The 23,030-nt window shown below is 50.8% G+C and carries 19 protein-coding genes; 9 read left to right on the top strand and 10 right to left on the bottom strand.

Features of this window, described 5'->3' with window-relative positions:
• Positions 1-84 precede the first annotated feature (84 nt).
• From JJD41_RS17425 to pgl, 6 genes are all read right to left on the bottom strand, one after another.
• On the bottom strand, positions 85-753 hold the full coding sequence (locus JJD41_RS17425; protein ID WP_200668785.1) for an MAE_28990/MAE_18760 family HEPN-like nuclease: 669 nt from the start codon (positions 751-753) through the stop codon (positions 85-87).
• Entirely contained in the window at positions 753-1,853 is a 1,101-nt protein-coding gene (locus JJD41_RS17420) for a DUF262 domain-containing protein (RefSeq protein ID WP_200668784.1), read from the bottom strand. The genes JJD41_RS17425 and JJD41_RS17420 overlap by 1 nt, the downstream gene beginning before the upstream one ends.
• 261 nt (positions 1,854-2,114) lie before the next feature.
• Complete coding sequence (locus tag JJD41_RS17415; protein ID WP_200668783.1) at positions 2,115-3,023, bottom strand: PRC-barrel domain-containing protein; 909 nt, start codon at positions 3,021-3,023, stop codon at positions 2,115-2,117.
• A 206-nt stretch (positions 3,024-3,229) separates the two neighbouring features.
• The gene (locus tag JJD41_RS17410; RefSeq protein ID WP_200668782.1) at positions 3,230-3,691 is read right to left on the bottom strand and encodes an FHA domain-containing protein; all 462 of its coding nucleotides are present in this window, start codon (positions 3,689-3,691) and stop codon (positions 3,230-3,232) included.
• 259 nt (positions 3,692-3,950) lie between these two features.
• A complete protein-coding gene (locus JJD41_RS17405) occupies positions 3,951-4,706 on the bottom strand; it encodes an FHA domain-containing protein (RefSeq protein WP_200668781.1) in 756 nt (251 codons plus the stop codon).
• 166 nt (positions 4,707-4,872) lie between these two features.
• Positions 4,873-5,604: a 6-phosphogluconolactonase gene (gene pgl, locus JJD41_RS17400; protein WP_200668780.1), complete on the bottom strand. Its 732-nt coding sequence runs from the start codon at positions 5,602-5,604 to the stop codon at positions 4,873-4,875.
• Between the two features lie 104 nt (positions 5,605-5,708).
• On the opposite strand from pgl, the gene JJD41_RS25765 reads away from it, so the two are divergent.
• The 6 genes from JJD41_RS25765 (at position 5,709) to ftsY (ending at position 12,817) form a co-directional block, all read left to right on the top strand.
• Entirely contained in the window at positions 5,709-7,049 is a 1,341-nt protein-coding gene (locus JJD41_RS25765; RefSeq protein WP_200668779.1) for a TIGR04283 family arsenosugar biosynthesis glycosyltransferase, read from the top strand.
• Positions 7,050-7,214: 165 nt separating this feature from the next.
• Positions 7,215-8,036, top strand: a complete 822-nt coding sequence (gene hpsJ-B / locus JJD41_RS17390) for a hormogonium polysaccharide biosynthesis protein HpsJ (protein WP_200668778.1) — start codon at positions 7,215-7,217, stop codon at positions 8,034-8,036.
• Positions 8,037-8,146: 110 nt separating this feature from the next.
• Positions 8,147-9,016, top strand: a complete 870-nt coding sequence (locus tag JJD41_RS17385) for a glycosyltransferase family 2 protein (RefSeq protein WP_200668777.1) — start codon at positions 8,147-8,149, stop codon at positions 9,014-9,016.
• A gap of 382 nt (positions 9,017-9,398) precedes the next feature.
• A complete protein-coding gene (locus JJD41_RS17380; RefSeq protein ID WP_200668776.1) occupies positions 9,399-10,181 on the top strand; it encodes a DUF502 domain-containing protein in 783 nt (260 codons plus the stop codon).
• A 27-nt stretch (positions 10,182-10,208) separates the two neighbouring features.
• Positions 10,209-10,838, top strand: coding sequence for a transcription antitermination factor NusB (gene nusB / locus JJD41_RS17375; protein ID WP_200668775.1), 630 nt, complete (start codon positions 10,209-10,211; stop codon positions 10,836-10,838).
• A 392-nt stretch (positions 10,839-11,230) separates the two neighbouring features.
• Positions 11,231-12,817 carry a signal recognition particle-docking protein FtsY gene (gene ftsY / locus JJD41_RS17370; protein WP_200668774.1) on the top strand — a complete coding sequence of 529 codons (1,587 nt, stop codon included), beginning with the start codon at positions 11,231-11,233 and terminating at the stop codon, positions 12,815-12,817.
• 231 nt (positions 12,818-13,048) lie between these two features.
• Here ftsY and JJD41_RS17365 read toward each other — a convergent pair whose 3' ends face one another.
• The gene (locus JJD41_RS17365) at positions 13,049-14,314 is read right to left on the bottom strand and encodes an RNA-guided endonuclease InsQ/TnpB family protein (protein ID WP_200668773.1); all 1,266 of its coding nucleotides are present in this window, start codon (positions 14,312-14,314) and stop codon (positions 13,049-13,051) included.
• A gap of 495 nt (positions 14,315-14,809) precedes the next feature.
• On the opposite strand from JJD41_RS17365, the gene JJD41_RS17360 reads away from it, so the two are divergent.
• The 3 genes from JJD41_RS17360 to argH all read left to right on the top strand — a co-directional run bounded on the left by JJD41_RS17360 (position 14,810) and on the right by argH (position 18,180).
• Positions 14,810-16,297, top strand: coding sequence for a GAF domain-containing SpoIIE family protein phosphatase (locus tag JJD41_RS17360; RefSeq protein ID WP_200668772.1), 1,488 nt, complete (start codon positions 14,810-14,812; stop codon positions 16,295-16,297).
• A 72-nt stretch (positions 16,298-16,369) separates the two neighbouring features.
• Positions 16,370-16,615, top strand: a complete 246-nt coding sequence (locus JJD41_RS17355; protein ID WP_200668771.1) for a hypothetical protein — start codon at positions 16,370-16,372, stop codon at positions 16,613-16,615.
• A gap of 167 nt (positions 16,616-16,782) precedes the next feature.
• A complete protein-coding gene (argH, locus tag JJD41_RS17350; protein WP_200668770.1) occupies positions 16,783-18,180 on the top strand; it encodes an argininosuccinate lyase in 1,398 nt (465 codons plus the stop codon).
• Positions 18,181-18,599: 419 nt separating this feature from the next.
• Here argH and JJD41_RS17345 read toward each other — a convergent pair whose 3' ends face one another.
• The 3 genes from JJD41_RS17345 to JJD41_RS17335 all read right to left on the bottom strand — a co-directional run bounded on the left by JJD41_RS17345 (position 18,600) and on the right by JJD41_RS17335 (position 23,007).
• Complete coding sequence (locus JJD41_RS17345) at positions 18,600-19,154, bottom strand: hypothetical protein (protein WP_200668769.1); 555 nt, start codon at positions 19,152-19,154, stop codon at positions 18,600-18,602.
• Between the two features lie 144 nt (positions 19,155-19,298).
• Complete coding sequence (locus tag JJD41_RS17340) at positions 19,299-20,429, bottom strand: HEAT repeat domain-containing protein (RefSeq protein ID WP_200668768.1); 1,131 nt, start codon at positions 20,427-20,429, stop codon at positions 19,299-19,301.
• 283 nt (positions 20,430-20,712) lie between these two features.
• The gene (locus JJD41_RS17335; protein WP_200668767.1) at positions 20,713-23,007 is read right to left on the bottom strand and encodes an O-linked N-acetylglucosamine transferase, SPINDLY family protein; all 2,295 of its coding nucleotides are present in this window, start codon (positions 23,005-23,007) and stop codon (positions 20,713-20,715) included.
• Positions 23,008-23,030 lie beyond the last annotated feature (23 nt).

The raw sequence follows: 23,030 nt of genomic DNA, 5'->3' as shown, positions 1-23,030 counted from the left end.
TGAGTGTCTGTACCTCATTACTGTAATGGCTGTAAGAATTGCTATCAGTTATTTTATATGACTATATTCGTTAGCAATTCTCAACTAGATCGATCGATGCTTTTTGAAATTTTCTTGGGTTGCTGCATTGTCAATCTCATTCTTAAATGTATTCATCATCACAATTATTTCTTGGTGTAATTCCATATATTCATCTCGATCGAATATTAAATATTCACCATGAGCAATTGTATTTCTTGTTTTTAATAACTTTTCATCAATTAATTTGCATTTAGTTGAAAACAGAGAAAATTTCAGTCCTAAAATATCTGTTATGTCTTTTAAAACATCAGAAGATAAATTGGATAGAGTTGAAATCTCATCTTTAGGAAAAGAACATCTCTGGTTTAATTCAGAAATAAAAAACTCACAAATAGGTACGTACAATGATGGCTTGTTTGTTATATTGGCCTGATTTAATTTAGCTTTCATTACCCAAGCCAAAAAATTAGTGGAAAGCTCTTGAGATTTTAGCTTGTTTATGTTGACATATTCTCGAACATATTTCAAATAGCTATTAGCTGCTAACTTAACAAAACCCTCCCAATGAGAATACAAAATACAAACAGCACTTCGTACAAATAATATATGTCTTTGTTCGGATATATCTTTTCTTGCTTCTACTGTTTTTTTTATTTCTGAAAGCTCTTTTTTTCGCCAAGCTAGATCGTTATCTAGCCGATCGATTAATTGTTCAAGAGTTCTAATTCTCATCAACGAGAAAAAACCTCTCTACCTAGAGGAATCAGATATGGTAAACGTCTGGCTGCATTTACACCAGCTCCCGACCATTTTTGATAAATTTGATGAGACCAAATACTTTTAACACAATTGGGTATATCCACCAATGGTAGTGGATTTTTGTAGTTATATCCAATACCCAAAGCAATTACTTCATAAGCGGATAAGAGAAAACCTCCTAAAAACCGATCCTCTTCTTGTCTATATCGCTTGAAACTATTATCTCCTAAGCTTTCATTAAGAGTGTCAAAGGTAAGATCGAATGCTCGTTCAATATGACGATTGTCTAAATCATCTTTAATAGCCATTTCACGCATTCTAGTAGTCAAAAATTCACTGACATCTCCTCCCAGTTGTTTGAGACTGTCATCATCTCGATCGAACAGTAGAATAAAACGTAAGACTAATTCCATATCATATTGTTCTTCAAACAATCTATCGCTTAGAGCAATACAACTCTTAAATGACTCTCGATCGGCTAAAGAACGCATTAAATTATACAACCCTGGATTTAACATCAGTAGAATACAATTTCTTACTTCTTGAGGTGTTGCAATAGATCCTCCTGTATTTAATCTTTGAAACAACTCATACTTAATCATTTTATCGCTTTCTTTTTCTATGATATTTAGAGTCATTTTTCCCCTTTTTATCAACAGTCTTTGTGACATTGTTAAAGAATTGTAAGGATCTTGGGAATCGTTCCATTTTTTATCTTTTAAAGAAGGCAAATATGTTGTTGCTTGTAAGGCGAAATAACTTTCTTGTTCGGAGTTTTTCTGTTTTACACCAACAAATTCATAAATAGTTGAAAGCCTTTGAAGCCCATCAATAACATCCCAAACTCCATCATCTCTTTGGCTAACAAAAATGGGTGGTATTGGTATTCCTAAAAGGATCGATTCTATGAAGGCAGATTTTTGATAATCTGACCATCTAAAAAATCGTTGAAACTCTGGATAAATATTAATTTCATTATTTTCATACAGACTAATTAACTCCCCTATAGACATAGAATATCCATCGGTTCTAATTTCTTGCCTGGTTTTATCAATTTCTTCTTGCAAACCCATAATTTCTTCTTGTCGATGTGTTTGTTCTTTACAATAAAGTAGATGTTTCAGGAGTCAGCACTTATTAATTTAGAATGCTGATAGCGTTGTAATATTCATTGCATCTGAATAAGACTCGTAATCTATTCTTGTTTTCACAAAAAACAGCTAATTAAATACTTATCGTCTTAGCGATCGGGGATGTCGCATTCGGGTTTAAGGTCAAAAACTCTATTCTCAAATCTCTCCCCCGCCGTCCATCCCCTCGATTCGTTCAACCTATCAATTTTGAGCGCCCGGGGGCGTTTCCGCATCGGTAGAAGGCGAGTTTTCTGTAGTTTGCGCTTCCTCTGAGGGGCGATTCTCCTGGGGAGACCCTGCGTTGTCGCGGCGATCGGTCATTTCGGAGAACTTTTCCTGTGCTTGTTTCGCCCGTTCTCTGGCTTCTGCGCTCAACTGTTCCATCCCTTCGCGCGCCGTTTCTCCGACCTGTCCGGCGCGATCGCGGGCTTGTTCTGCAAAAGATTGTGCGCCTTCTTGCGCCTGTCCCGCCACTTCTTGCACCTTACCTTTGGCTTGTTCGGACAGATTTTGAGCGCCTTTAATTAACCCTCTTAAATCGACGAGTGTTTTATCGTAATCTTCCTGAAAGAGTTCGCCGACTTTATTGAGTTTTTTACTCATTCCTTCGGTGTATTCTTGAGGGGTTTGCACCGCACTATCGGCTACAATTACTCGCTTCGACCCCATACTGACGATATCTTCAGGGGAGAGCAAATACGTATCGCCGACCATCCCGCGCCAACCGCTCGACTTAAATAAATAGCCCACCACGATACCTGTTTGAGTGGCAAATAGATAATCCACTAACTGACCGACTTTATTCCCGGCATCGGTCCAGACTTCCTGACCGACGAGGGTATCTGACGGTTGGGGACTGTCCGGTTCGACGCGGTTTTCGTCGAGACTGACCATCAAACTATCGGCGCCGATCGTTTGAATTTCACCCCACGTGAAAAAATGTTTTTGGCGACCGAGAAAGCCAGATTTACAGGTGAAGCCGATGACTTGATTGGCTTTAGAATCGAGCCAGAGTGCTTCGACTCGCCCGACTTCCTCGGCGGTGGCGCGATCGAGGACGAGACGGTTGAGTAGTTTGGTGCGTTCGACGATTTGTTGTTCTGTATTCACAATATATATTCCTCAATTTCAGAAACTACAACGAGCGGACGATCGCCGCGAGCCAATCCAAGATGAAACGACCTGAGTCCGAAGATCCATCGCTGTCAATGGAGGGCGATCGCGCGGGGTTGAATTTGACAGAGAGGAATGTTTGGTGACGAGAATTGCGATCGCCGAGTCACCCGCCGACAATTTCCATCGGACGCGATCGCCTCCTAGCCTTCTCTCGGAGAAGGAATGACTGTCGAAGGCGTTTGGATCGGAGTTTTACTCGGTTTGGTAATTTCATCCTCGTGAGTGGAATCGGTTTCGAGAAGGGGATGGGTATCCATCCACTCCTGTACCACATCTTTTTCGGGATGCACTTTCGGCGCGCACCGTCCCAAATGAATTTGCAATCGAGGACCCGAGCGAGCAAGGCGAACTACCACCCCGTCTTCTACAGGAATATGACTAATACTCGTCCCCTCTAGGTAAGTCCCATTGGTTCCGAGATTGATCAATTCCCATCGATCGCCGTAACGCCGTAACTCCACGTGATGTCTGGAGACTACCGCACTGTAAAGTACGACATTGTTCTGACGCGATCGCCCGATCCGAATCATCGATTCATTCTCAAAACTCCAACTTTTGATCGGAGTCGCTTGATGTGGATGCAGCAAAGTGAGTGTAATCACAGGAGCCTCACTGTTGACGTAGGTACACCATTGACGGCTTTAGCCCGGAGAATCCGTTCCGATTCTCAATTTCTCAAGGAAATCTGTTGCTCGACTGGCACCTATCCTAACCCAATAAGCTTACTCCTTGATTGTGGCTCAGACACCCCGTCCGGAGAGGTTAGATCCCCGAGAACCCACCTCTCCTTCGATTCTAGATGGGTGCGGCGCCATCGAACGAACCGGGCGATCCGACTTGGAGCGTGGCGACGGCGATCGATCAAGAAAGTTGGAAAATCAACGAAACCAGATCCCCTTTTCCGAGGGAAATACGATCGCCCGCCCGCAAGCGATGGCGATTCCCTTGGGGCAAAGGCAAATTATTAATGTAAGTGCCGTTAGAACTCCCTACATCCTCAATATAAAACGCATCCCCTTCCGTGCGGATATCCGCGTGAACCCGAGAGACAATCTCCGAATTGGGGAATCCCGAAACATCGATATCCGGCGGAATCATATCGTTCGGCTTCCCAATATGAATGACGCTCAATTGCGAGGGCAATTCTATCAACGTATTGGTCTGCACGTGCAGCAAGCGAGCCGTTTGCGGCTGCTGCAACTGAGTCGCCGAACTGGCGGGCGCCGGAGTCGGTGTCGGGGCGGGCGTCGGCGTCGGAGCGGGCGTCGGTGCGGGGGCTGGCGCTGCGGCTTCCGAGGTCATGGCGATCGGTTCCGCTTCCACTAAAGGTTCCGGTGCTTCCAGATCCGGAACACTCACCCCGGGGTCAGATTCGGGAGCTGCACCCGGAACAGAAACCGCCGTCGGGGGAACCTCTGCCGCCTCCGCCGCCGTTCCTTCCGTACCCGCCGATTCTTCTTGAAGATTGTGACCGCATTGACCGCAAAAGGCCGCATCAGTTTGAACCGTGGCGCCGCAGTTGGGACAGCTCGTGGTGGCGGGTAAAGGCGTGTAGCAAGCCTCGCACTGGGTAGCGCCTTCGGGGTTTTGGTGGTTGCAATTTGGACAGACGATCATGGCAGTGTTTCCTTTATCTCCACACAATCCTAGAAGAGGTTGATTCGATCGCGCGACATTAGCGCTTAGATTTTTAGATTACAAAGGCGATCGCCGCCCGGGCCGTACGGAAAATTATACTCGCCGCAATTCGCCGCAACTCCCGGCAGCCTCGATCTCGCGCCCGTCAGCCTAAACCGAGGTGCCCTCCGGCAGCGTCGTCCAACAACCACCACAATTGACCCTCACCCGGTTGCACGAAACGGGCGGGATAAACGAAGGGATTGGCTTCCGGCGCAAAAATGCGATCGAGGGCCTCTTGCTTCCCGGCGCCAGAAACGAGGAACAGTACGCAACGGGCCGCATTGATCGACGGCACTGTAAACGTCAGACGCGGCTGACCGTCCTTGTTGCCGACAGTCACGAGGCGATCGCGCACCTGGAGCGCCTCCGTCCCGGGAAATAAAGACGCCGTATGAGCATCGTCGCCAATACCGAGCAAAATCAGGTCAAATTCAGGGAAAGTCCCGGATTCGAGTTCAAAAAAGGCTTGTAACTCTTGCTCGTGGGTGCGGGCATCGATGGCGGGATCTGCCGCTCCCGTGGGCATCGGATGGATATTCTCCGGCGGCAAAGGGACGCGATCGAGCCACGCTTCGCGAGCCATGCGTTGGTTGCTGTCGGGGTGATCCGGGGGGACATAGCGCTCGTCTCCCCAAAAAATATGGATCTTTTCCCAGGGTAGGTCTTCCTTGGCTAAGGCTTCGTAAAGGGGTTTGGGGGTGCCGCCTCCCGCGAGGGCGATCGTCGCGCGATCGCTCCGTGCGATCGCCGTTCGGATTTCACTGAGAACCCGCTCGCGCCCCCGTTCGATCAATGCTGTTTTATCGGGCAGAACTTCCACGTGCTTATTGTTCATGGCAACTGCTGCTTGCTACCGTTGTTTAATAGCAATTGTAGAGGGGCATTTGCGATCGCCCCGGTAATCTTCCTTTCTCTTCAACCGATCCCCTTGTCTTTGTCATGACTTCGTCCCCCGTTCGTCGCGATCGCCTCGTCATCTTTACCCGCTATCCCCAACCGGGACAGACGAAAACCCGTCTGATTCCCGCCCTCGGACCCGAAGGCGCCGCCCGCCTCCAACGCCAGATGACCGAACTGACCTGCGATCGCGCCCGCCAACTGCGCGCCGCCGGAGTTGGAGACCGACGCGACCTCGACATCGAGATCCGCTTTACGGGAGGCGATCGCCAAGGGATGCAACAATGGCTCGGCGACGATCTGCTCTACGAAACGCAAGGAGACGGCGATCTCGGCGATCGCCTCGCCCGCGCCGTCGATCGCGCCTTCGGCAGTGGAGCCAAGCGCGTCGTCGTCGTCGGGATCGACTGTCCCCACTTAGAAACCCCGATCCTCCAGCAAGCCTTTAGCGCCCTCGATCGCGCCCCCGTCGTCCTCGGCCCGGCCCTCGATGGCGGCTACTACGCGATCGCCGTACGCCGTCCCTATCCCCAACTCTTTGAAGGCATCCCCTGGGGAACCGAAAAAGTTTTTCAGCAAACCATTGACAAATGTTCTAATTCATGGATTAGACCCGCCTTGCTGCCCCCCTTGGCGGACATCGATCGCCCGGAAGACCTCGATCGCCTGCCCGACCCCCTGCGACGGACCCTCCTGCCGAAAATTTCTACCATTATCCCCGTTCTCAACGAAGCCGAGCGCGTCCGCGAGACCCTCGCCAGCGTCACCCGTGGAGCCAACATCGAGGCGATCGTCGTCGATGGAGGCAGCCGAGACGACACCCCGGCGATCGTCGAAAGCTTGGGCGTGCGACTGCTGCACTCTCCCCCCGGGCGCGCCCTCCAGATGAACGCAGGCGCCCGCGCCGCCACCGGGTCGATCTTGCTGTTTCTCCACGGCGATACTCGCTTACCCTCCGGCTTCGAGACCGCCATCCGCGAAATTTTAACCCGTCCCGGCGTCGTCGGCGGAGCCTTTCCTTTAGCCATCGACAGCCAGCAACCGAGTTTGAAACTGCTAGCAACGGCGGCAAACTGGCGATCGCACTTCTGGCAGATGCCTTACGGCGATCAAGGCTTATTTGTCCCTCGGGAGATCTTTTGGGATCTGGGCGGATTTCCCGAACTCCCGATTATGGAAGATTACGAATTCGTGCGGCAATTGCAACGGCGCGGGCGGATCGCGATCGCCCCTACCCCAGTGCAAACCTCCGCGCGACGGTGGCAACAACTCGGGGCTTTCAAAACCACGGCGATCAATCAGGCGATCGTTCTCGGCTATACCTTGGGGGTTTCGCCGGAGCGATTGGCGCGCTGGTACCGACAATCCCGCGATCGCGCCTAAATCAGGATCTTGAGCGGTGACACCGTTAGATCTTAGACTTGAGATCTGCAACTGAAAACAGCCATCGAACAGGGGACACTCGATTTCCGATCGCGGCGATCGGGAAAGAGGACGACCAAAAGCGAGCTAGGATAGGCTATTTATCGGAAAACATTTTAGAAAATCATGACTCCACAATCTTCGATCGCGGCGATCGCCCTTAAAGTCGTTGGTGTAGTTTTAATCCTGTCTTCGATTATCGACTACATCACCCTCGCCATACCCGTACAACTGCTCGAACGACAGTGGCAACTCGGCTATACGACGCAGATAGTCGATCGCGGCGTCATTCCCCTCGTCGCCTTAGTGTTTATTTTTACGGGATATTGGATTAGTAGCAACGAAGGCGGCGATCGCTCTTCCCCGGCTTCAATCGCCGACCTGCGCTTCTGGGCTTTATTATTTTCTACCGTCTTAGGGGTCGTCTATTTATTGCTATTTCCCCTGCACTTAAACAACGTCCGACTGGAACGGTCGGCGACCCTTACGGAAATCGCCCAACAAGCCAATCAAGCGGAAGAACAGTTGCGAGGACAACTCGAAAATCCCCAATTTCAACAAGAAATCGGTCAGCGACGCGAAGCGCTCAAAGGACAGTTGAGCCAACTGCTCCAAGATCAAGGGCGACTCGACCAAGCCCTGGAAAATCCCGACGTCCCGGACGACGAGAAACAACTGCTCCAAGAGTTTAAAGACAATCCCGGACAAATCGATGCTTTTCTCGACGAACGCCTCAGTACCGAAGGATTCCGCGATCGCCGTCTGACCGAAATTCGCACTCGCCGTCAAGACCTCGAATCGGAAGCGAAAACCCGATTTGCCAAATTAGCCGTACAAACTGGGATTAGTAGCTTGTTGTTATCCGTCGCTTACAGCGCTATTGGCTGGAGCGGGTTAAAAAATATGGGGTATCTCCAAGGGGGACGGCGCAAGCGCGCTGGTCGGTAGTTTGGTCTTCTCCAGGCGGGTGTTACTCGCCAATTGCAGCTAGTCGCTCGGATTTGGCGAGTCAACCCCTGTTAAAGTTTGAAACCCTTTGCCCCAATGGCCTCGGCTGAATGTTTTCAATTTATATCCTCACGCATAACGAAGAAATTGATATTGCGGCTTGTGTCGAGTCGGCGATGCTCTCCGATGACATTATTGTGGTCGATTCGGTCAGTAGCGATCGCACCGTCGAAATCGCCCGTCAATATCCCGTGCGCGTCGTCGAGCATCCTTTTGAAAGTCACGGTAAACAACGGACCTGGATGCTGCGTTCTCTCGAAACGAAATATGAGTGGGTTTACATCCTCGAAGCTGACGAACGGATGACCCCCGAGCTTTTTAAGGAATGCGTGCAAGCGATCGAGAGATCGGACGCGATCGGCTATTACGTCGCCGAACGAGTGATATTCATGGATCGTTGGATCAAACACTGCACCCAATATCCTCGCTATCAAATGCGATTATTTCGCAAAGACAAGGTTTGGTTTACCGATTACGGTCATACGGAACGGGAAGTGTGCGACGGATCGACGGGGTTTCTTAAGGAGACTTACCCTCACTACACCTGTTCTAAAGGGTTCAGTCGCTGGATCGAGAAACACAACCGCTATTCCACCGATGAAGCGGCGGAAACGATCGCCCAACTCGATCGAGGTCAGGTGTCTTGGCGCGATCTGTTCGGCGGCAAATCGGAAGTCGAACGGCGCCGCGCCCTCAAAGACCTATCCTTGCGCTTGCCTTGGCGTCCCTTTTTGCGGTTTATTTACATGTATATCCTGCTCGGGGGCTTCCTGGACGGAAAACCGGGCTTCGCGTGGTGTACCTTGCAAACTTTCTACGAATATTTAATTTTGCTCAAAGTTTGGGAACGGCGACATCAGCCCCCGCAACCGGAAGCGATTGCCTCGTCCGAGGAAGAATCGGTTCGTCCTTCTCCTTAACGAAGCTAAAACTAACGCTCTATTTCGAGGCGATCGCTTCCCCCCGACTGTAACAACGGGCGATCGCGATCCCGGCTTGGCAGGGGTTGCGATCCCCGTTCTTGATAAAATGACGTCTATATCAATGTCACCAACCCTGCCAATTGTGCAACAATTCTTTACAATTAAGTTAAATCCGTGAAAATAAATTAGTGAACAAAGCCAATGGGGAGATCGGCAACTAGACGCCCAACCCAAACCCTGACCGTCTCAGTAGGTGAGTCAGTACGTCGATAAGGTGCGGCGGGGGCAGACAGATCGACCCCATATCGAGCAGGAAATCAAGTAGAACGAGACGCGATCGCGCGACGGAACGGGCCATCAGAAGGAGAGTGGGCGAGCTGTGATCCAACGCTTCAAGCAAGACTTAAAAAACGACCTGATAGCAGGGCTGCTAGTGATCATTCCACTAGCAACGACCATCTGGCTAACCATTACGATCGCCCGATGGGTGATCGACTTTTTGACGAGCATTCCCAAACAACTCAATCCCTTCGACGGACTCGATCCCTTACTCGTTTACTTCCTCAACTTAGGGGTGGGACTGGCCGTTCCCCTGTTTAGCATTCTCCTGATCGGCTTAATGGCGCGCAACATAGCCGGACGCTGGCTGCTAGACTTAGGAGAGCGCCTCCTGCAAGCGATTCCCCTCGCCGGATCGGTCTACAAAACCCTCAAACAACTACTCGAAACCCTCCTCAAAGATTCCAACGAGAAGTTTCGACGGGTCGTTTTGGTCGAGTATCCCCGACGGGGAATTTGGACGATGGCCTTCGTCACCGGAGCGCTGGGAGCCTCGGTACAACAAGAACTCAACTCCCACGTCCCCAACGGTCCGATGCTCAGTATTTTTATTCCCACCACCCCCAACCCGACCAGTGGATGGTACGCGATCGTTCCCGAACGAGACGTGATTAACTTGCCGATGTCCGTCGAAGATGCATTTAAGGCGATCGTCTCGGGAGGGATCGTCAGCCCCAATACCAGCTCGCCCTTACCCTTACCGCCATCGAAACAGAAAAAATTAGACCCCTTACACGCCGAACAGAAAGCACAGGAGATCGCGACTTCCGACGTACCATCGGAGTTGGAAGACTACTCGCCAGAGCAAGAAGAATATATTTAATTACTAGAGGTTCAAGCTAAACCCACCATGCAAGCCCGCCGAATTGCCCGCGAACTGGCTCTTTTGAGCATGAGTCAGCTCAGTAACCGCCCTGAAAAACTCTCCGCTCAAGAACTCGAAGATCTCCTCCTCGCTGCCGTTCGGGCGTTGACGAACGAAGTCCACGACATCCTCGAAAATGCCGCAGCCGAACTCAAGCGAGGCAGCGATCGCCTGCTCAATAGCGAACTGCAAGCCACGGGGGTTCAAAGCTCGCGCACCATGGTTTACGACGCGATCGAACTGACCCAAAGCGCCGTCAATCGCTTGGGGATGGCGATGGAGTTGCCCGAGTTTATCCAACTGACCAACCGTCAAGAAGTCCGCGCCTACGCCCTCGAAATCCTTTCCGTGATTCGCGACAACCGCGATCGCATCGACGAGACGATCGCCGCTTCTTTGGTCAACTGGCAGTTAAATCGCCTACCGCGCATCGATCGCGATATCCTGCGCGTCGCCGTCGCCGAAATGTTTTATATCGGTACTCCCGATCGCGTCGCCATTAACGAAGCGGTAGAATTAGCCAAACGCTATAGCGGCGATGACGGTCATAAATTCGTCAACGGCGTTTTGCGCCGGGTCAGCGATCGCGCTAAAGAATTGAGTCATAAAGGTTAACTCATGGGGGGATCGGGGGGCGATCGATACCGCGCTCTAAACTCAAAGGTGATGCGTCGAGATCCATGGTTCCCCCGCCCTTGTCGATTCCCCACCCGGCGGCAAGGGCAAAAGCCCCACAATGAGGGCGATGAGACCGGCAACCCGCAGCCATCGCTTGTGGTAATCTAAACAGAATAGAGGAGCATCGGGGATTCTGGGGAAAGGAAAGAGCCTGTCAAGTCGGTCTGTCGGGGTTCGATGACCTAGACAAGTGGCGTGGGACAGGAATACCCAATCGCGAGGTGGGGAAGCCCGCGCTATACCCACTGTAGGCGTCGGGATCGTGCCACTATTTCTGTACCTAGACCTTCTGTACCTAGACCTCGACAATCGGCATTCAGGACAGTGTAATGGTTTTCAATTGGTTTCGCCGTCAGTTCGACGATCGCGCTCAAAAGTCTGAAGCAAAAACAACGGAATCAGAGCCAGCTCAACCCGAAGAAACAACCCCCTCGGCGGAGGCAGAATCCACCGATGAGGAAGAGGTCGATTATTTGACCTGGGCCAAAGCTGCCTATCAGAATATTCAGAAACAAAAAGGCGTCTCGACCGAACCGGAAGCGGAAGCCGTCGAAGCGCAACCGGAACCGGAAACGGAACCGGAACCGGAAGCTGTTGAAGTACAACCGGAACCGGAAGCGGAAGCTGTCGAAGCACAACCGGAACCGGAACCGGAACCAGAAACTGCCGAAGCACAACCGGAACCGGAACCGGAACCGGAACCGGAAGCGGAAGCTGTCGAAGCAGAAGCGCAACCGGAACCGGAACCGGAACCCGCACCCACCTCATTTTTGGCGCGGGCCGAAGCCGAACGCCAAAGCCGCCTGCAACGAGTGGCAGAAAGTGCGGTGGAAGTGGTCGAGGAAGAGGAAGAATTTGAGGAATCGGCAGCCGCCCGAGAAATTTGGCCGACTCGTCATCCAGAATTGGTCTTTGACGAGGGCTTTTTATGGTCTGCTGAAGTGTTGGCGGCGCAAGGACGGCGCCCGGACGAGATTTCTGTCGAAGAGATTACCTGGTTGCAGAAATTGCGCCAGGGACTGGATAAGACCCGACGCAGTTTGATCAACCAACTGCGGGCGATCGTCGGTCAAGGCCCACTCAACCGCGATGCGGTGATCGAAATCGAGGCGGCGTTGTTGCAAGCGGATGTGGGGATTGCGGCGACGGACTATATTATCGAAGCGCTGCAGGAGAAAATGCGGGAGGAAGCGCTACCGCCGGATCTGGCGATCGCCTATCTCAAACGGATTATCGGCGACTTGCTCGATCGCCCGACCCAGGAATTAGAAAAACCGTTTTTAGTCCCGGAAAAAGACCGTCTCAACATTTGGTTAGTGACCGGGGTCAACGGTGCCGGAAAAACGACGACGATCGGCAAAATTGCCCATTTAGCGAAGAAATCGGACTATAAATGCTTGATTGCGGCGGCGGATACCTTCCGGGCGGCAGCCGTCGAGCAGATGAAAGTATGGGGTCAACGCAGTGGGGTGGAAGTGATTGCCAACCCAGGTAAGAATACGGATCCGGCTGCGGTGGTGTTCGACGCGATCGCCGCCGCCCAATCCCGAGGGACCGAACTGCTGATCGTCGATACGGCAGGACGGTTGCAAAACAAGAAAAACTTGATGGACGAACTGTCCAAGATCCGCCGGATTATTAATAAAAAAGCCCCGGATGCGATCGTCGAATCTTTGTTAGTTCTCGATGCCACCCTCGGACAGAACGGCTTGAATCAAGCGCAAGTCTTTTCCGAAGCGGTTAACCTCAGTGGGGCGATCTTGACAAAACTTGATGGAACTGCTAAAGGTGGGATCGCGCTCGCTGTAGTGCAGCAGATGAATTTGCCCATCCGCTTTATCGGTGCTGGGGAAGGAATAGAAGACTTACGGCCTTTTTCGAGCTATGAATTTGTCGAAGCTTTGATTAGTGGCTAATAGGGCATTCTAACTTCAATCCAAACCCATTTAAACGGGGGCTAGGCTCGCCTTGATTGCCTTTTTAGAACCGGGTAGGCGAGCGATCGCCCCCCTTCGATTATTCCTCTCTCCACAGGGGCGATCGTCTATCCTATGGGAGCTTGGAAAGTTGGCGATCGTGTGGGATTGCAAAATGGCAGATTTCCCAACGCCATTCGGGGTGACATCCTCCCGAAGCTGAATCAAAGATTACAGCGCGGGCTTCCCAGTCTCACGATTGGGTATTCCTGCCCCACGCCACTTATCTAGGTCATCGACCCCCGACAGACCGACTTGACAGGCGGTTTCCGTTCCCCAGAGTCCCTGGGTTACTACGTTTTCTAGTCCACGATCCAAAACCATCTCTGCTGCAGCATGGTCACGATGAGTCCGATATCCACACTCAGGACAATGATGCTCTCTGACTTCCAACCCCTTGCTCACCGTAGCAAGGCAGTTGGGACAGGTTTGACTGGTGCCGTTGGGGTTGACTTTAGCAAAGTAGACTCCCCGTTTCCAGCAAACCCATTCCGTCAGAGACAAGAACTGCCCGAAAGCAGCATCTACACAATCTTTTCGCAACATCCCTCGCGTCAAGCCTTTAACGTTGAGGTCTTCTGCAAAGATGGTTTGCGCCCGGTCGCAAAGCTGATGAGCCGTCTTCAGATGGAAATCTTTACGACGATTGGCAATGCGATGGTGCATTCTAGCCACTTCGACTTGTGCCTTCTCCCAGTTTTGAGAACCCTTCTGTTTTCGTGCCGCTCTGCGTTGCAGCAATTTCAGCTGGCGTTGCATGGACTTGAAAAACTTGGGTCGCTCTTGGAAAGAGCCATCGGAAGCGGTCAAGAATCGCTCCAATCCCAGGTCAATCCCAATCGCCCGACCATGAACCGGGGCATCGGGAATCGATATATCCGATTCAATCGTGACGACGACATACCATTGTGTTCCTCGCACCCTCGACAATACCCTTACCTGTTTTACCTTGAACCCGTCAGGGATGGGGCGATGCAGGTTGATAGGCACTTCCCCGATCTTTGGCAACTTGATGGTGAAGCCATTGATGGGATTGTCCTTGAATTGGGGAAACACAAAGGATTTGAATTGACCAAACTTTTTGAAACGCGGGAATCCATGTCCCCGTTTCACAAATGCCTCCCAGGTATCGTGCAGTCTGCGAATTGTGGTCTGCAACACCTGAGAATGTACTTTACCCAGATGCGGGAATTGCTTCTTCGCTTTGGGCAGGTTGTTCTGCTGACGATGGTAAGACGGGAATGGCTCATCGGCGGGAATGATGTATTCCTTTTCCAGCGAGCATCGGTCTACCGAACACTTACGCGAAGCAATCCAGTCTTTGAGTTCGCGCAAAGCGTAGTTATATACGCCTCGGCACGTCTCAAGCCACGACCGCAGTTCAGTCTGCTGCAAGGCATCTGGATAGATTCGGTAAGTGTAGTTCATGGTCAGCATAGCCGGAGTTTACCAAAGGCTATAGCTGCCTGTAAATGCTGGTCTCATCCCCATCGTAGGGCTTGGCCCTTCCCGCAGGGTGGGGATGAGACCAGCTCGGGGAGTCCATGGATCCCGACGCTGATGCGAAGCATACAGCGCGGGACTTATAGCTCCCCTAACCCCTCAAAAGTTAAATTGCTAGAATTAAACCCAATTGTGCGTAGGAGGATCGCCACGATCGCCAAAAAGGGCGTTCGCATGTTCGTGGTGAAATCAATCCGCTCTCCCTCAAACCTAACTCTCAAGGGAAAGGAAGGTATGGCATTTGCGATCGTCATGAGGTACACCCTAAAACCGTACATTCCGGCGTCAACTCCGAATCTACTAGATTGTCATTTACCTGAAAGAATTGACAATTACTAGAAAGGTTACGGGTAAAAAGACTCCGGTAAAACTTTCCACCTTCGATTTGCTATGTTTTGATTTTCGATAACTGACAAAGAGCTTATTTGAATGACTGCTGTGCCGTTTCCAAGACAGCCTTTTGGGTCTGCTGATAGCAGTGCCAATCCGAACGGTTCCCCTACCGAAGTTACCCCAGTTGTAGCCCTCAAAGAACTGGTGGCGAGTTTACATCGCGAACAAAATAAGGTTCAAGATTTACTCTCATCTCTGGGATTTGCACTTCGCAGTTTTAACAACCTCAATCAGTTTTTAGAATTGATTCCCCTCGTCGCCAGCCGCGTCACCGATGCCGACGGTGGGGCCTTGGTGCTGTTCAAACCGAACGGACAACTGAGATTGCAACGGCTGCACTGTCAGGAAGGGCAGGAATGTCAGGATATCCGACAGGCGATCGAAACGGCGACCCGACAGATGAGCACCCCCGGGGGACAAAACGGATCCCCGACCTTGCCGACCGCCACCCTCGACTATCAACTGAGTAACTATCTCGGATCGGACGTTCACCTGTTCGGAACGGCGATTTTAGTCAAAAATAGCGAACGCGGGCGCCTCTACGTATTCAGCCGAGATCCGGACTATACCTGGACCACCACCCGTCAAAAATTGGTGCGCTTGGTGGCGGATCAAACGGCGGTGGCGATCGAAAATGACGAACTTTCCGTCGAGTTACGCAAGAAAGAACGCTTAGACCGCGAGTTAGAAATCGGCGCCGAAATCCAACTACGCTTACTCCCGCGCCAGTGTCCCCACATTGAAGGGATCGAACTCGCCGCCACCTGCAAAACCGCGAATCGCGTCGGCGGCGACTACTACGACTTCATCCCCGCGAGTCACGATTTAGTCGGGCCGAAACACAATGGCGGTAACCCGGCGGAACGCTGGAGTATCGCCATCGGCGATGTCATGGGGAAAGGGGTTCCCGCCGGATTGATCATGACCATGACCCGAGGTATGTTGCGCGCGGAAGTGCTCAACGGTCACTCTCCCGGACGGATTTTGCAGCACCTCAACCGGGTCATGTATAACGATTTGGAGAATTCCAATCGCTTCGTCACCCTGTTTTATTCGGAATACGACCCGAAAACGCGAACCCTGGCGTATAGCAATGCGGCCCACAATCCGCCGTTATTGTGGCAGGCGTCTACGGGTCAGATCGATCGCCTCGATACCCTGGGGATGCTGATCGGTTTGGATGCGGACACGCAGTATCAGGAAGCACAAGTCCAACTCAATCCCGGCGATACGATTATGTACTACACCGATGGGTTTACCGATGCGGTGAACCAACACGGCCATCGGTTCGACGAGGAGAACTTGGTCGCGGCGTTTGAATGGGCCTGCAAGCATTGCCACGGTCCGCAAGCGATTTTAGACTATCTCTTCGATCGCGTCGGCGAGTTTATCGGTCCGCACAACAGCAATACGGATGACATGACGTTAATCGTGATGCAGGTGCGATCGCCCTCGGAAATCCCCGAGGAGGAAGGCGTCAATCCGCAAACGGTGGAGATCGACCCGAGTAGCGCCGAAGAATAACTTTTCAGTGGGGACAGTTGCGATCCATACTGCTATGCAGATGCAAATTTTTGCCAAGATGGGGAAAAAATCATGATCTTGCTGCTGCACGGACTCGCGAGCGATCTCGCTAGCACCATTCACTGGGGAGAGTGGCTCTCTGTGTTGAATGCGTACCACTTTCCAGACCCGTCGCTGCTGGCCCAACAGGTGAACGATCCGGATATGCTCGGTCGGATTCAACGCGCCTGGACGACGTTTGTCAAAACCGGACAAATTTGGGCGTTGATTATCGGCGCGATCCTCGGCTACGTCTTCCGAGGGATTACGGGAACTTGAACGCTTGGGAGAGATGGACAACTGAGGGTTGACGATGGCAACAGGTGCGAACCGAACCCCGTTTTTCACACCCGTTTTCTCCAGAGGAAGCGGGTTTTTGCCTATTTTGGGGGGCGATCGCCTCTGAGCGAACAAAAAAAACTCTAAACATTATTTTTGGTGGGAGCATGAGCGAACAAAAAACCTGGAGTCAGCGATTTGAATCGGCCTTACATCCGGCGATCGCCCGTTTTAATGCGAGTATTGGCTTCGATATCGAACTGATCGAATACGATATCACCGGATCCGAAGCCCATGCCAAAATGCTAGCGAAAACGGGCATTATTTCCCCGGAAGAAGGGGAAAAACTCATTCAGGGGTTGGAGCAAATTCGCCGGGAATACCGCCAAGGGTTGTTTAAACCCGGCGTCGATGATGAAGACGTTCATTTTGCCGTCGAACGGCGTCTGACGGAAATTGCCGGAGATGTCGGTAAAAAGCTGCATACGGCGCGATCGCGCAACGATCAAGTGGGAACGGATACCCGGCTTTACCTGCGCGAACAAGTCCGCCACGTTCGCACTCAATTGGTCGAGTTTCAACAAGTCTTGCTCGATCTCGCCGAAGCTAACATCGAAACCCTCATTCCCGGTTACACCCACTTACAACGGGCCCAACCCCTCAGTTTGGCCCATCACTTACTCGCTTATGTGGAAATGAGCGCTCGCGATTGGGAACGCTTGGGAGACGTCTACCGACGCATCGATATTTCTCCCCTCGGTTGTGGCGCTTTAGCCGGAACCACGTTTCCCATCGATCGCCACTATACGGCGAATCAACTCGGGTTTAGTCGCATTTACGCCAACAGTCTCGACGGGGTGAGCGATCGCGATTTTGCGATCGAGTTTCTGACCGCCGCCAGCTTGATTATGGTCCACCTGTCGCGCCTGTCGGAAGAAGTGATTTTATGGGCCTCGGAAGAGTTTAATTTCGTGACGCTCAAAGATAGTTGTTCCACGGGTTCGAGCATTATGCCGCAGAAGAAAAACCCGGACGTTCCCGAATTGGTACGCGGTAAAACTGGGCGCGTTTTCGGCCATTTGCAAGGCTTGCTCGTGTTGATGAAAGGGTTACCTCTGGCCTATAACAAAGACTTGCAAGAAGATAAAGAAGCCTTATTCGATGCGGTCAAAACCGTGCGAGGCTGTCTGGAAGCGATGACGATTTTGTTCCGAGAAGGGTTGGAGTTTAAAGGCGATCGCCTCGCCGAAGCCGTCGCCTCGGATTTTGCCAATGCGACCGATGTCGCCGACTATTTGGCCGCGAAAGGGGTTCCTTTCCGCGAAGCTTATAATCTAGTCGGTAAAGTCGTGAAAACGTCCCTCGCCGCCGGGAAATTATTAAAAGATTTGACCCTCGACGAATGGCAGCAGTTGCATCCGGCGTTTGAGGAGGATATTTACGCGGCGATCGCCCCCAAACAAGTCGTCGCCGCGCGCAACAGCTACGGGGGAACGGGTTTCGAGCAAGTCCGGCAGGCACTCGTTCGGGCTCGAGATCGCCTCAATTCCGCCTCGATCGAATAGAGGAATCTAGAGCGGATTCGCCGCCGCGATCGCCCGTTTGAAAGGGCAAAAAAGGCGAAAAAATAAGAAGGTGCGAGCCTGTGACCATCGCACCTTCTTTATTATTAAAAAAGTTTTCAAAAAAGAGAATTAAACCAGGCGAGGGCGATCGGCCCGCACGACGATCCAGCGTCCACTGACCGGATCGCGATAGGTTAAAAACGGGTTAGAACGAAGTTTTTTATCTATCTGGCTCATCTCAAACACCTCAATCGATCTATGTATTTCTATCGTATGAAAGCTTTTTCAAAACGAACGCGATCGCAACACAAAACTGAGGGCGATCGAGATCGCTACCCATCGGCGATCGCGATCGCATCCTCTTAAATCTTGGTAACAACAAATACCCTTTCGCCAATCTCAACCCTAAACTCTAAACCCTAAACTCTAAAATCCAAACCGCCCTTTTTTTTAAAATAACTCGCCGCATAATTGCGCTGAATCGGCGTTCCATTCAACAGATAATCCTTGAGACGATTTTGTCCTTGGATCGTTTCGACTAAATCGAGAGATTCCTCGATCGCTTTTCCCGTAGCGTGATTGGAATCGTTTTCCAACGCCAACATCATCGTATCGACATGATCGACCCCTCCCAAACGACCCATCGATCGCCACGTCTGCCAGCAATTATTATAAGAATCGTAGCGGCGTAACGCTTGTCTCGCTTGGGTTTCCGTGCGTTTTTCCAAAATTGAATAAGCCGCCTGACGGACTTTCCACGAGCGATCGTGCAAGCGTTCGATAATTAAATCCAACCCGTCCGTCCCGCAATTGAGCGCTTCGTAAAGGGCCGCAATTCGATGTTCGACCCGGGGACTCGATAACCGTCGCCGGACTCCTTCAACGCCGCCGAGAACCATCGCACCTCGCGGGACGCGATTTTGACCGCCGAGGACCGCGTCCGAGGGACTGGGGCGTTCGTGGCTGTCTCTCATTACTCTTCGATCGTGGTTTTTTCAATTATACCGAGTCACTTCGATTGAGAAAACGGGCGATCGCCCCGATGACCCGATCGAACCCACCTCACTTCACTGCGAAGACGGAATCGAACAGGCGATCGCCTCCCTTCTCCAACTGAACTACAACAAGCCTTTGAGCCCTTTTCCCGGCGTCTCACACGATCGCGGCGACACCTCGCACGGATTCGGCGAATCGTCCAAATTCGGATCGAGCTGGCAAATTCCCGGCGACACCTCGCACGGATTCGGCTGCATTTCCTCATCCGGAAGCGGTTTCGTCGGCGGCGTCAGGCGCAAATCTTCCAGACTCGGCAATCCCCGGCAAATTTCCGGCAATTCCCCTTCCTTCATTGTTTCGGGAGCTAACTGACAAATTTCGGGATGCATCCGCTCCGGATCGCTAATTTCATCGCAACTACGCGGAAAACAGCCCTCAATCTCTTCTTTATTCTCCTCTTTACTCCGCTCGTTTTGGCCCCGTTGCGCCAAACTTTCCCAAGCAAAGCCGACTTTTTGGCGCAGTTGGATCTCGGTGAGGGTTTCACTCAAAGGAATCACGTGCGGCGATCCGACTTTTCCCAGAGCAAAGGCGGCCCCGCGACGGACGCGCTCGCTCTTATCTTGCAAAGCTTTCATTAATTCAACCTCGGCAGGTTGGCCGATCGCCCGCAAGGCGATCGCCGCGTGGAAGCGCGCGCGCTCGTCCTCGTCGTCGAGTTGCGCCAACAGCGCCGGGATCGCCTCAACCGCCGAATTCCCTATCCCCGCAAGGGCAAAAGCCGCGCAACGGCGCACCTCAACCCGCTCGTCGGCGAGGGCCGCCGTCAACGGCGCGATCGCCGCTTCTCCCACGCGCCGCAGTGCCGCCGCCGCATCTTCTCGCACAAATTTATTTTTATCATGCAAGGTATTGACCAGCTCCGGAATCGCCGCCACCGCTTCCGAACCGAAGGAACCGAGGACAAACGCCGCACTACTGCGGATCGTGGCGTCCTCGTGGCGTAACGCTTCCACCAGTTGCGCGATCGCTGGGGACCCCATTGCGCGCAAGGTGGCGATCGCCTGTTGTCGTTTAACCCCTTTTTCCCGTTGAATCGTCTGCAATTGCGCGGTGAAATCCCCATTTTCCGCCGCGTCTAAACGCACTTGTCCGAATAATAATAAAATTGCCGACAGACACAACCACCCCAATTGAGGCGGAATTCTCCATTTAGATTGCAAGTGATTCGATTGCGAGTTAGTTTCCATCATTCTCATCAATTCAACTAAAAGTAAACGATTTCCCTAAGAACAATTGGGACGTCAGAACGGTCAACTTATAACAATTGTAAATACATCAAGCCTGAGAAGGTAGGGGTGAAAATTTTTCACCCCTACTCCACTGTCTTTTTCCGATGTACTTTTAGAAATGCCATAACTATCAGAAGTCTTAACTCGTCATCGAGTTTCTGACTGAGTAGAAAATAGCATAAATTCCATCAATTGCATTTATTAATAACAATCCCTTGAAAGATTTACGATTCGATTCCGACCTCTATTGTACCCATTTTTCTCGAACTGTATCGCGATAAAATTGTTCCAATCCCGCCACTCCGGCGCGATCGCCGAATACGTGAGCGCCGTTGCGTTTTATTTTTTCAGTTAGAGAATTTCGCCAATCCGAATTTAATCCCAAACGAACCGCAATTTCTACATACTCTTGTTCGTCGGCGGCGATCGTTTCCGGACAGTCCAATCTCTTCAAAATACCCGCCGATTGGCGCGATCGCATAAACGACCCCGATCGCGTTACAATTGGCAATCCTAAAGCTACTGCATCTAGGGTAGTTAAAAACCCGGTAAACCCAAACGTATCTAAAACAACATCGGAAATAGACAGTAAATTCCAATAGTTAACTTGACTTTGACGGGGTAAAATCTTCCCAAAATTTGCAAACTTTAATCCGACGCGATCGAAGGTGCGATCGAGGCGATCGCGAAACTGTTGCGAAATCGCCGAACTCGGATGTCCGAAAAAGATAAAGTGCGCGCGCTCAACTTGTCGTGCAGTTTCCGCAAAAATCCAGTCATATTGCGGCAAATACTTAAATAAAGATTGACAAGAAATATAAACGATCGCCTCTTCTTCGACCCCAAACTCCGACCGCGATCGCCTCAACGGTGGAATCGTCGGTTTTGGATAACAGATTCCGATATTGGGTAAACGAATTAACGTTTCCGTATAATGTTGTTGCGCGTCTTCCGGTTCGAGCAGATCCGCCGAAATAAAATAGTCCATTGTCGGCGAACCTGATGTTACTGGATGTCCCCAAGCTGCACATTGAATTGGCGCCAGTCGTAACCCCGCTAATTGCGTCATCGGCGCATACATACCGATATCGAGAAACACTAAAATATGCAGACAATCTTGGGTGATTTTTGTGGCGATCGCCTCTAAATTATTCGGAATTTGGTAGAAGCGATCGCTGTACAGTCGAAATAATTCATTAAATTTATCGGTTTTTCGTCCGATATCGTAACAAGCGATCTCAAATCGATCGCGACTGGCTTCTCTTAACCAACCCAAAAACACCATTCCCACAGTATGCCATTGCAGACAAGACGATAAGTAACCGATTTTTATTTTACCTTCTGGAGTCAGTGGCGGTAGCGATCGCTCTTCCACCCATTGAGGATGATTGGCTTTCATAATGTGATGGACAAGTTGACCGTATTTACTTTGCACTTCTGTATCGTCTTGTCCTTGATATTGTAAATAAAAATTGGTGCCGCTTCCTATCGCCTGCAAAGCTTCTTGAGTGTTTAACTCGGAAATTGTTTGAATTTCAAAGAAGATTTGATTGAGATTTCGATTGAAGCGGTTTCTACAAGTTTCAATCTCTTTCTGAGATCGATACAGAATCGGTAAAAGTCTGATTTTTTGCAGTTTTAAAATCAGCGAATCGGCAAAATAACGATCCGCCTGTTCGATCGCCGCGATCGCGCGCTCGCTTTGCCCGAAATATTGCAAGCTTAACAAGTAACTCAAGTAAAGATCGAGAGAATGGGGATAGAGATCGATCGCCGTTTGATACAGATTCAAACAATCGTCAATCCGATTTAACGCTTGATAGCAATTAGCGAGAGCTTGATAAGATTCAATCTCTCCAGTTTGGGTATCTAAATACTGACAAAAATAGGCGATCGCTTCGTTATATTGTTGACGGCGATAAACGGCAAAAGCAAAATACAGAATAGACTCATTTGTTCGACCCGTCGCACTCAAAGCGAGGGCGAGATTGTAAATAATATCCGGATCTCTCGGTTTTAATTGTAATGCTTTTTGGTAAAGGGCGATCGCCTCGTCGGTGCGTTCTCGAATGAGATAAAGATGTCCTAAATTTAAATAAGTTTGATAATGCTGCGGTGCGATCGCGATCGCGCGGCGATAAATATGCTCCGATCGTTCAAATTCTCCCGTTTCTAATAACAGATATCCTAAATGTAGATAAGTTTCTATGGATTGCGAGTTTAAACGGAGCGCTTCCCAACCCGCCGCGATCGCATCTTGCAGGTAGCTGAGTTGACTTAAACTCACAGAAAGCTGATAATAAGCATTGGCATTGTTAGGAGAAAGCTTTAGGGATGTTTCGATCGCTTCTAAGGCGCGATCGTGGTGTTGCAAACGTTGGTACAATCGCCCTAACTCCAACCACAGATCGGCTGAGTTGGGATAAAGCTCGACTAATTCTCGATACCCTTTGAGGGCTATCTGTTCATATCCGGCGCGATCGGCAGCTAAGACTTTAAGATATAAAGGATCTCTATAAAAATTTAGAGATTGATTCATGGTTTGTGGAGTGATAATATATA

It is taken from the genome of Oxynema mangrovii CENA135, assembly GCF_016632315.1.
Classification (GTDB): Bacteria; Cyanobacteriota; Cyanobacteriia; order Cyanobacteriales; family Laspinemataceae; genus Oxynema; species Oxynema aestuarii.
This window is presented reverse-complemented; position numbering and strand designations above follow the sequence as displayed.

Coding starts and splice junctions, on each gene's coding strand:
- JJD41_RS17425 (WP_200668785.1), bottom strand. CDS start 753: ATGAGAATTAGAACTCTTGAACAATTAATCGATCGGCTAGATAACGAT.
- JJD41_RS17420 (WP_200668784.1), bottom strand. CDS start 1,853: ATGGGTTTGCAAGAAGAAATTGATAAAACCAGGCAAGAAATTAGAACC.
- JJD41_RS17405 (WP_200668781.1), bottom strand. CDS start 4,706: ATGATCGTCTGTCCAAATTGCAACCACCAAAACCCCGAAGGCGCTACC.
- pgl (WP_200668780.1), bottom strand. CDS start 5,604: ATGAACAATAAGCACGTGGAAGTTCTGCCCGATAAAACAGCATTGATC.
- JJD41_RS25765 (WP_200668779.1), top strand. CDS start 5,709: ATGACTTCGTCCCCCGTTCGTCGCGATCGCCTCGTCATCTTTACCCGC.
- hpsJ-B (WP_200668778.1), top strand. CDS start 7,215: ATGACTCCACAATCTTCGATCGCGGCGATCGCCCTTAAAGTCGTTGGT.
- JJD41_RS17385 (WP_200668777.1), top strand. CDS start 8,147: ATGTTTTCAATTTATATCCTCACGCATAACGAAGAAATTGATATTGCG.
- nusB (WP_200668775.1), top strand. CDS start 10,209: ATGCAAGCCCGCCGAATTGCCCGCGAACTGGCTCTTTTGAGCATGAGT.
- ftsY (WP_200668774.1), top strand. CDS start 11,231: ATGGTTTTCAATTGGTTTCGCCGTCAGTTCGACGATCGCGCTCAAAAG.
- JJD41_RS17365 (WP_200668773.1), bottom strand. CDS start 14,314: ATGCTGACCATGAACTACACTTACCGAATCTATCCAGATGCCTTGCAG.
- JJD41_RS17360 (WP_200668772.1), top strand. CDS start 14,810: ATGACTGCTGTGCCGTTTCCAAGACAGCCTTTTGGGTCTGCTGATAGC.
- JJD41_RS17355 (WP_200668771.1), top strand. CDS start 16,370: ATGATCTTGCTGCTGCACGGACTCGCGAGCGATCTCGCTAGCACCATT.
- argH (WP_200668770.1), top strand. CDS start 16,783: ATGAGCGAACAAAAAACCTGGAGTCAGCGATTTGAATCGGCCTTACAT.
- JJD41_RS17345 (WP_200668769.1), bottom strand. CDS start 19,154: ATGAGAGACAGCCACGAACGCCCCAGTCCCTCGGACGCGGTCCTCGGC.
- JJD41_RS17340 (WP_200668768.1), bottom strand. CDS start 20,429: ATGATGGAAACTAACTCGCAATCGAATCACTTGCAATCTAAATGGAGA.
- JJD41_RS17335 (WP_200668767.1), bottom strand. CDS start 23,007: ATGAATCAATCTCTAAATTTTTATAGAGATCCTTTATATCTTAAAGTC.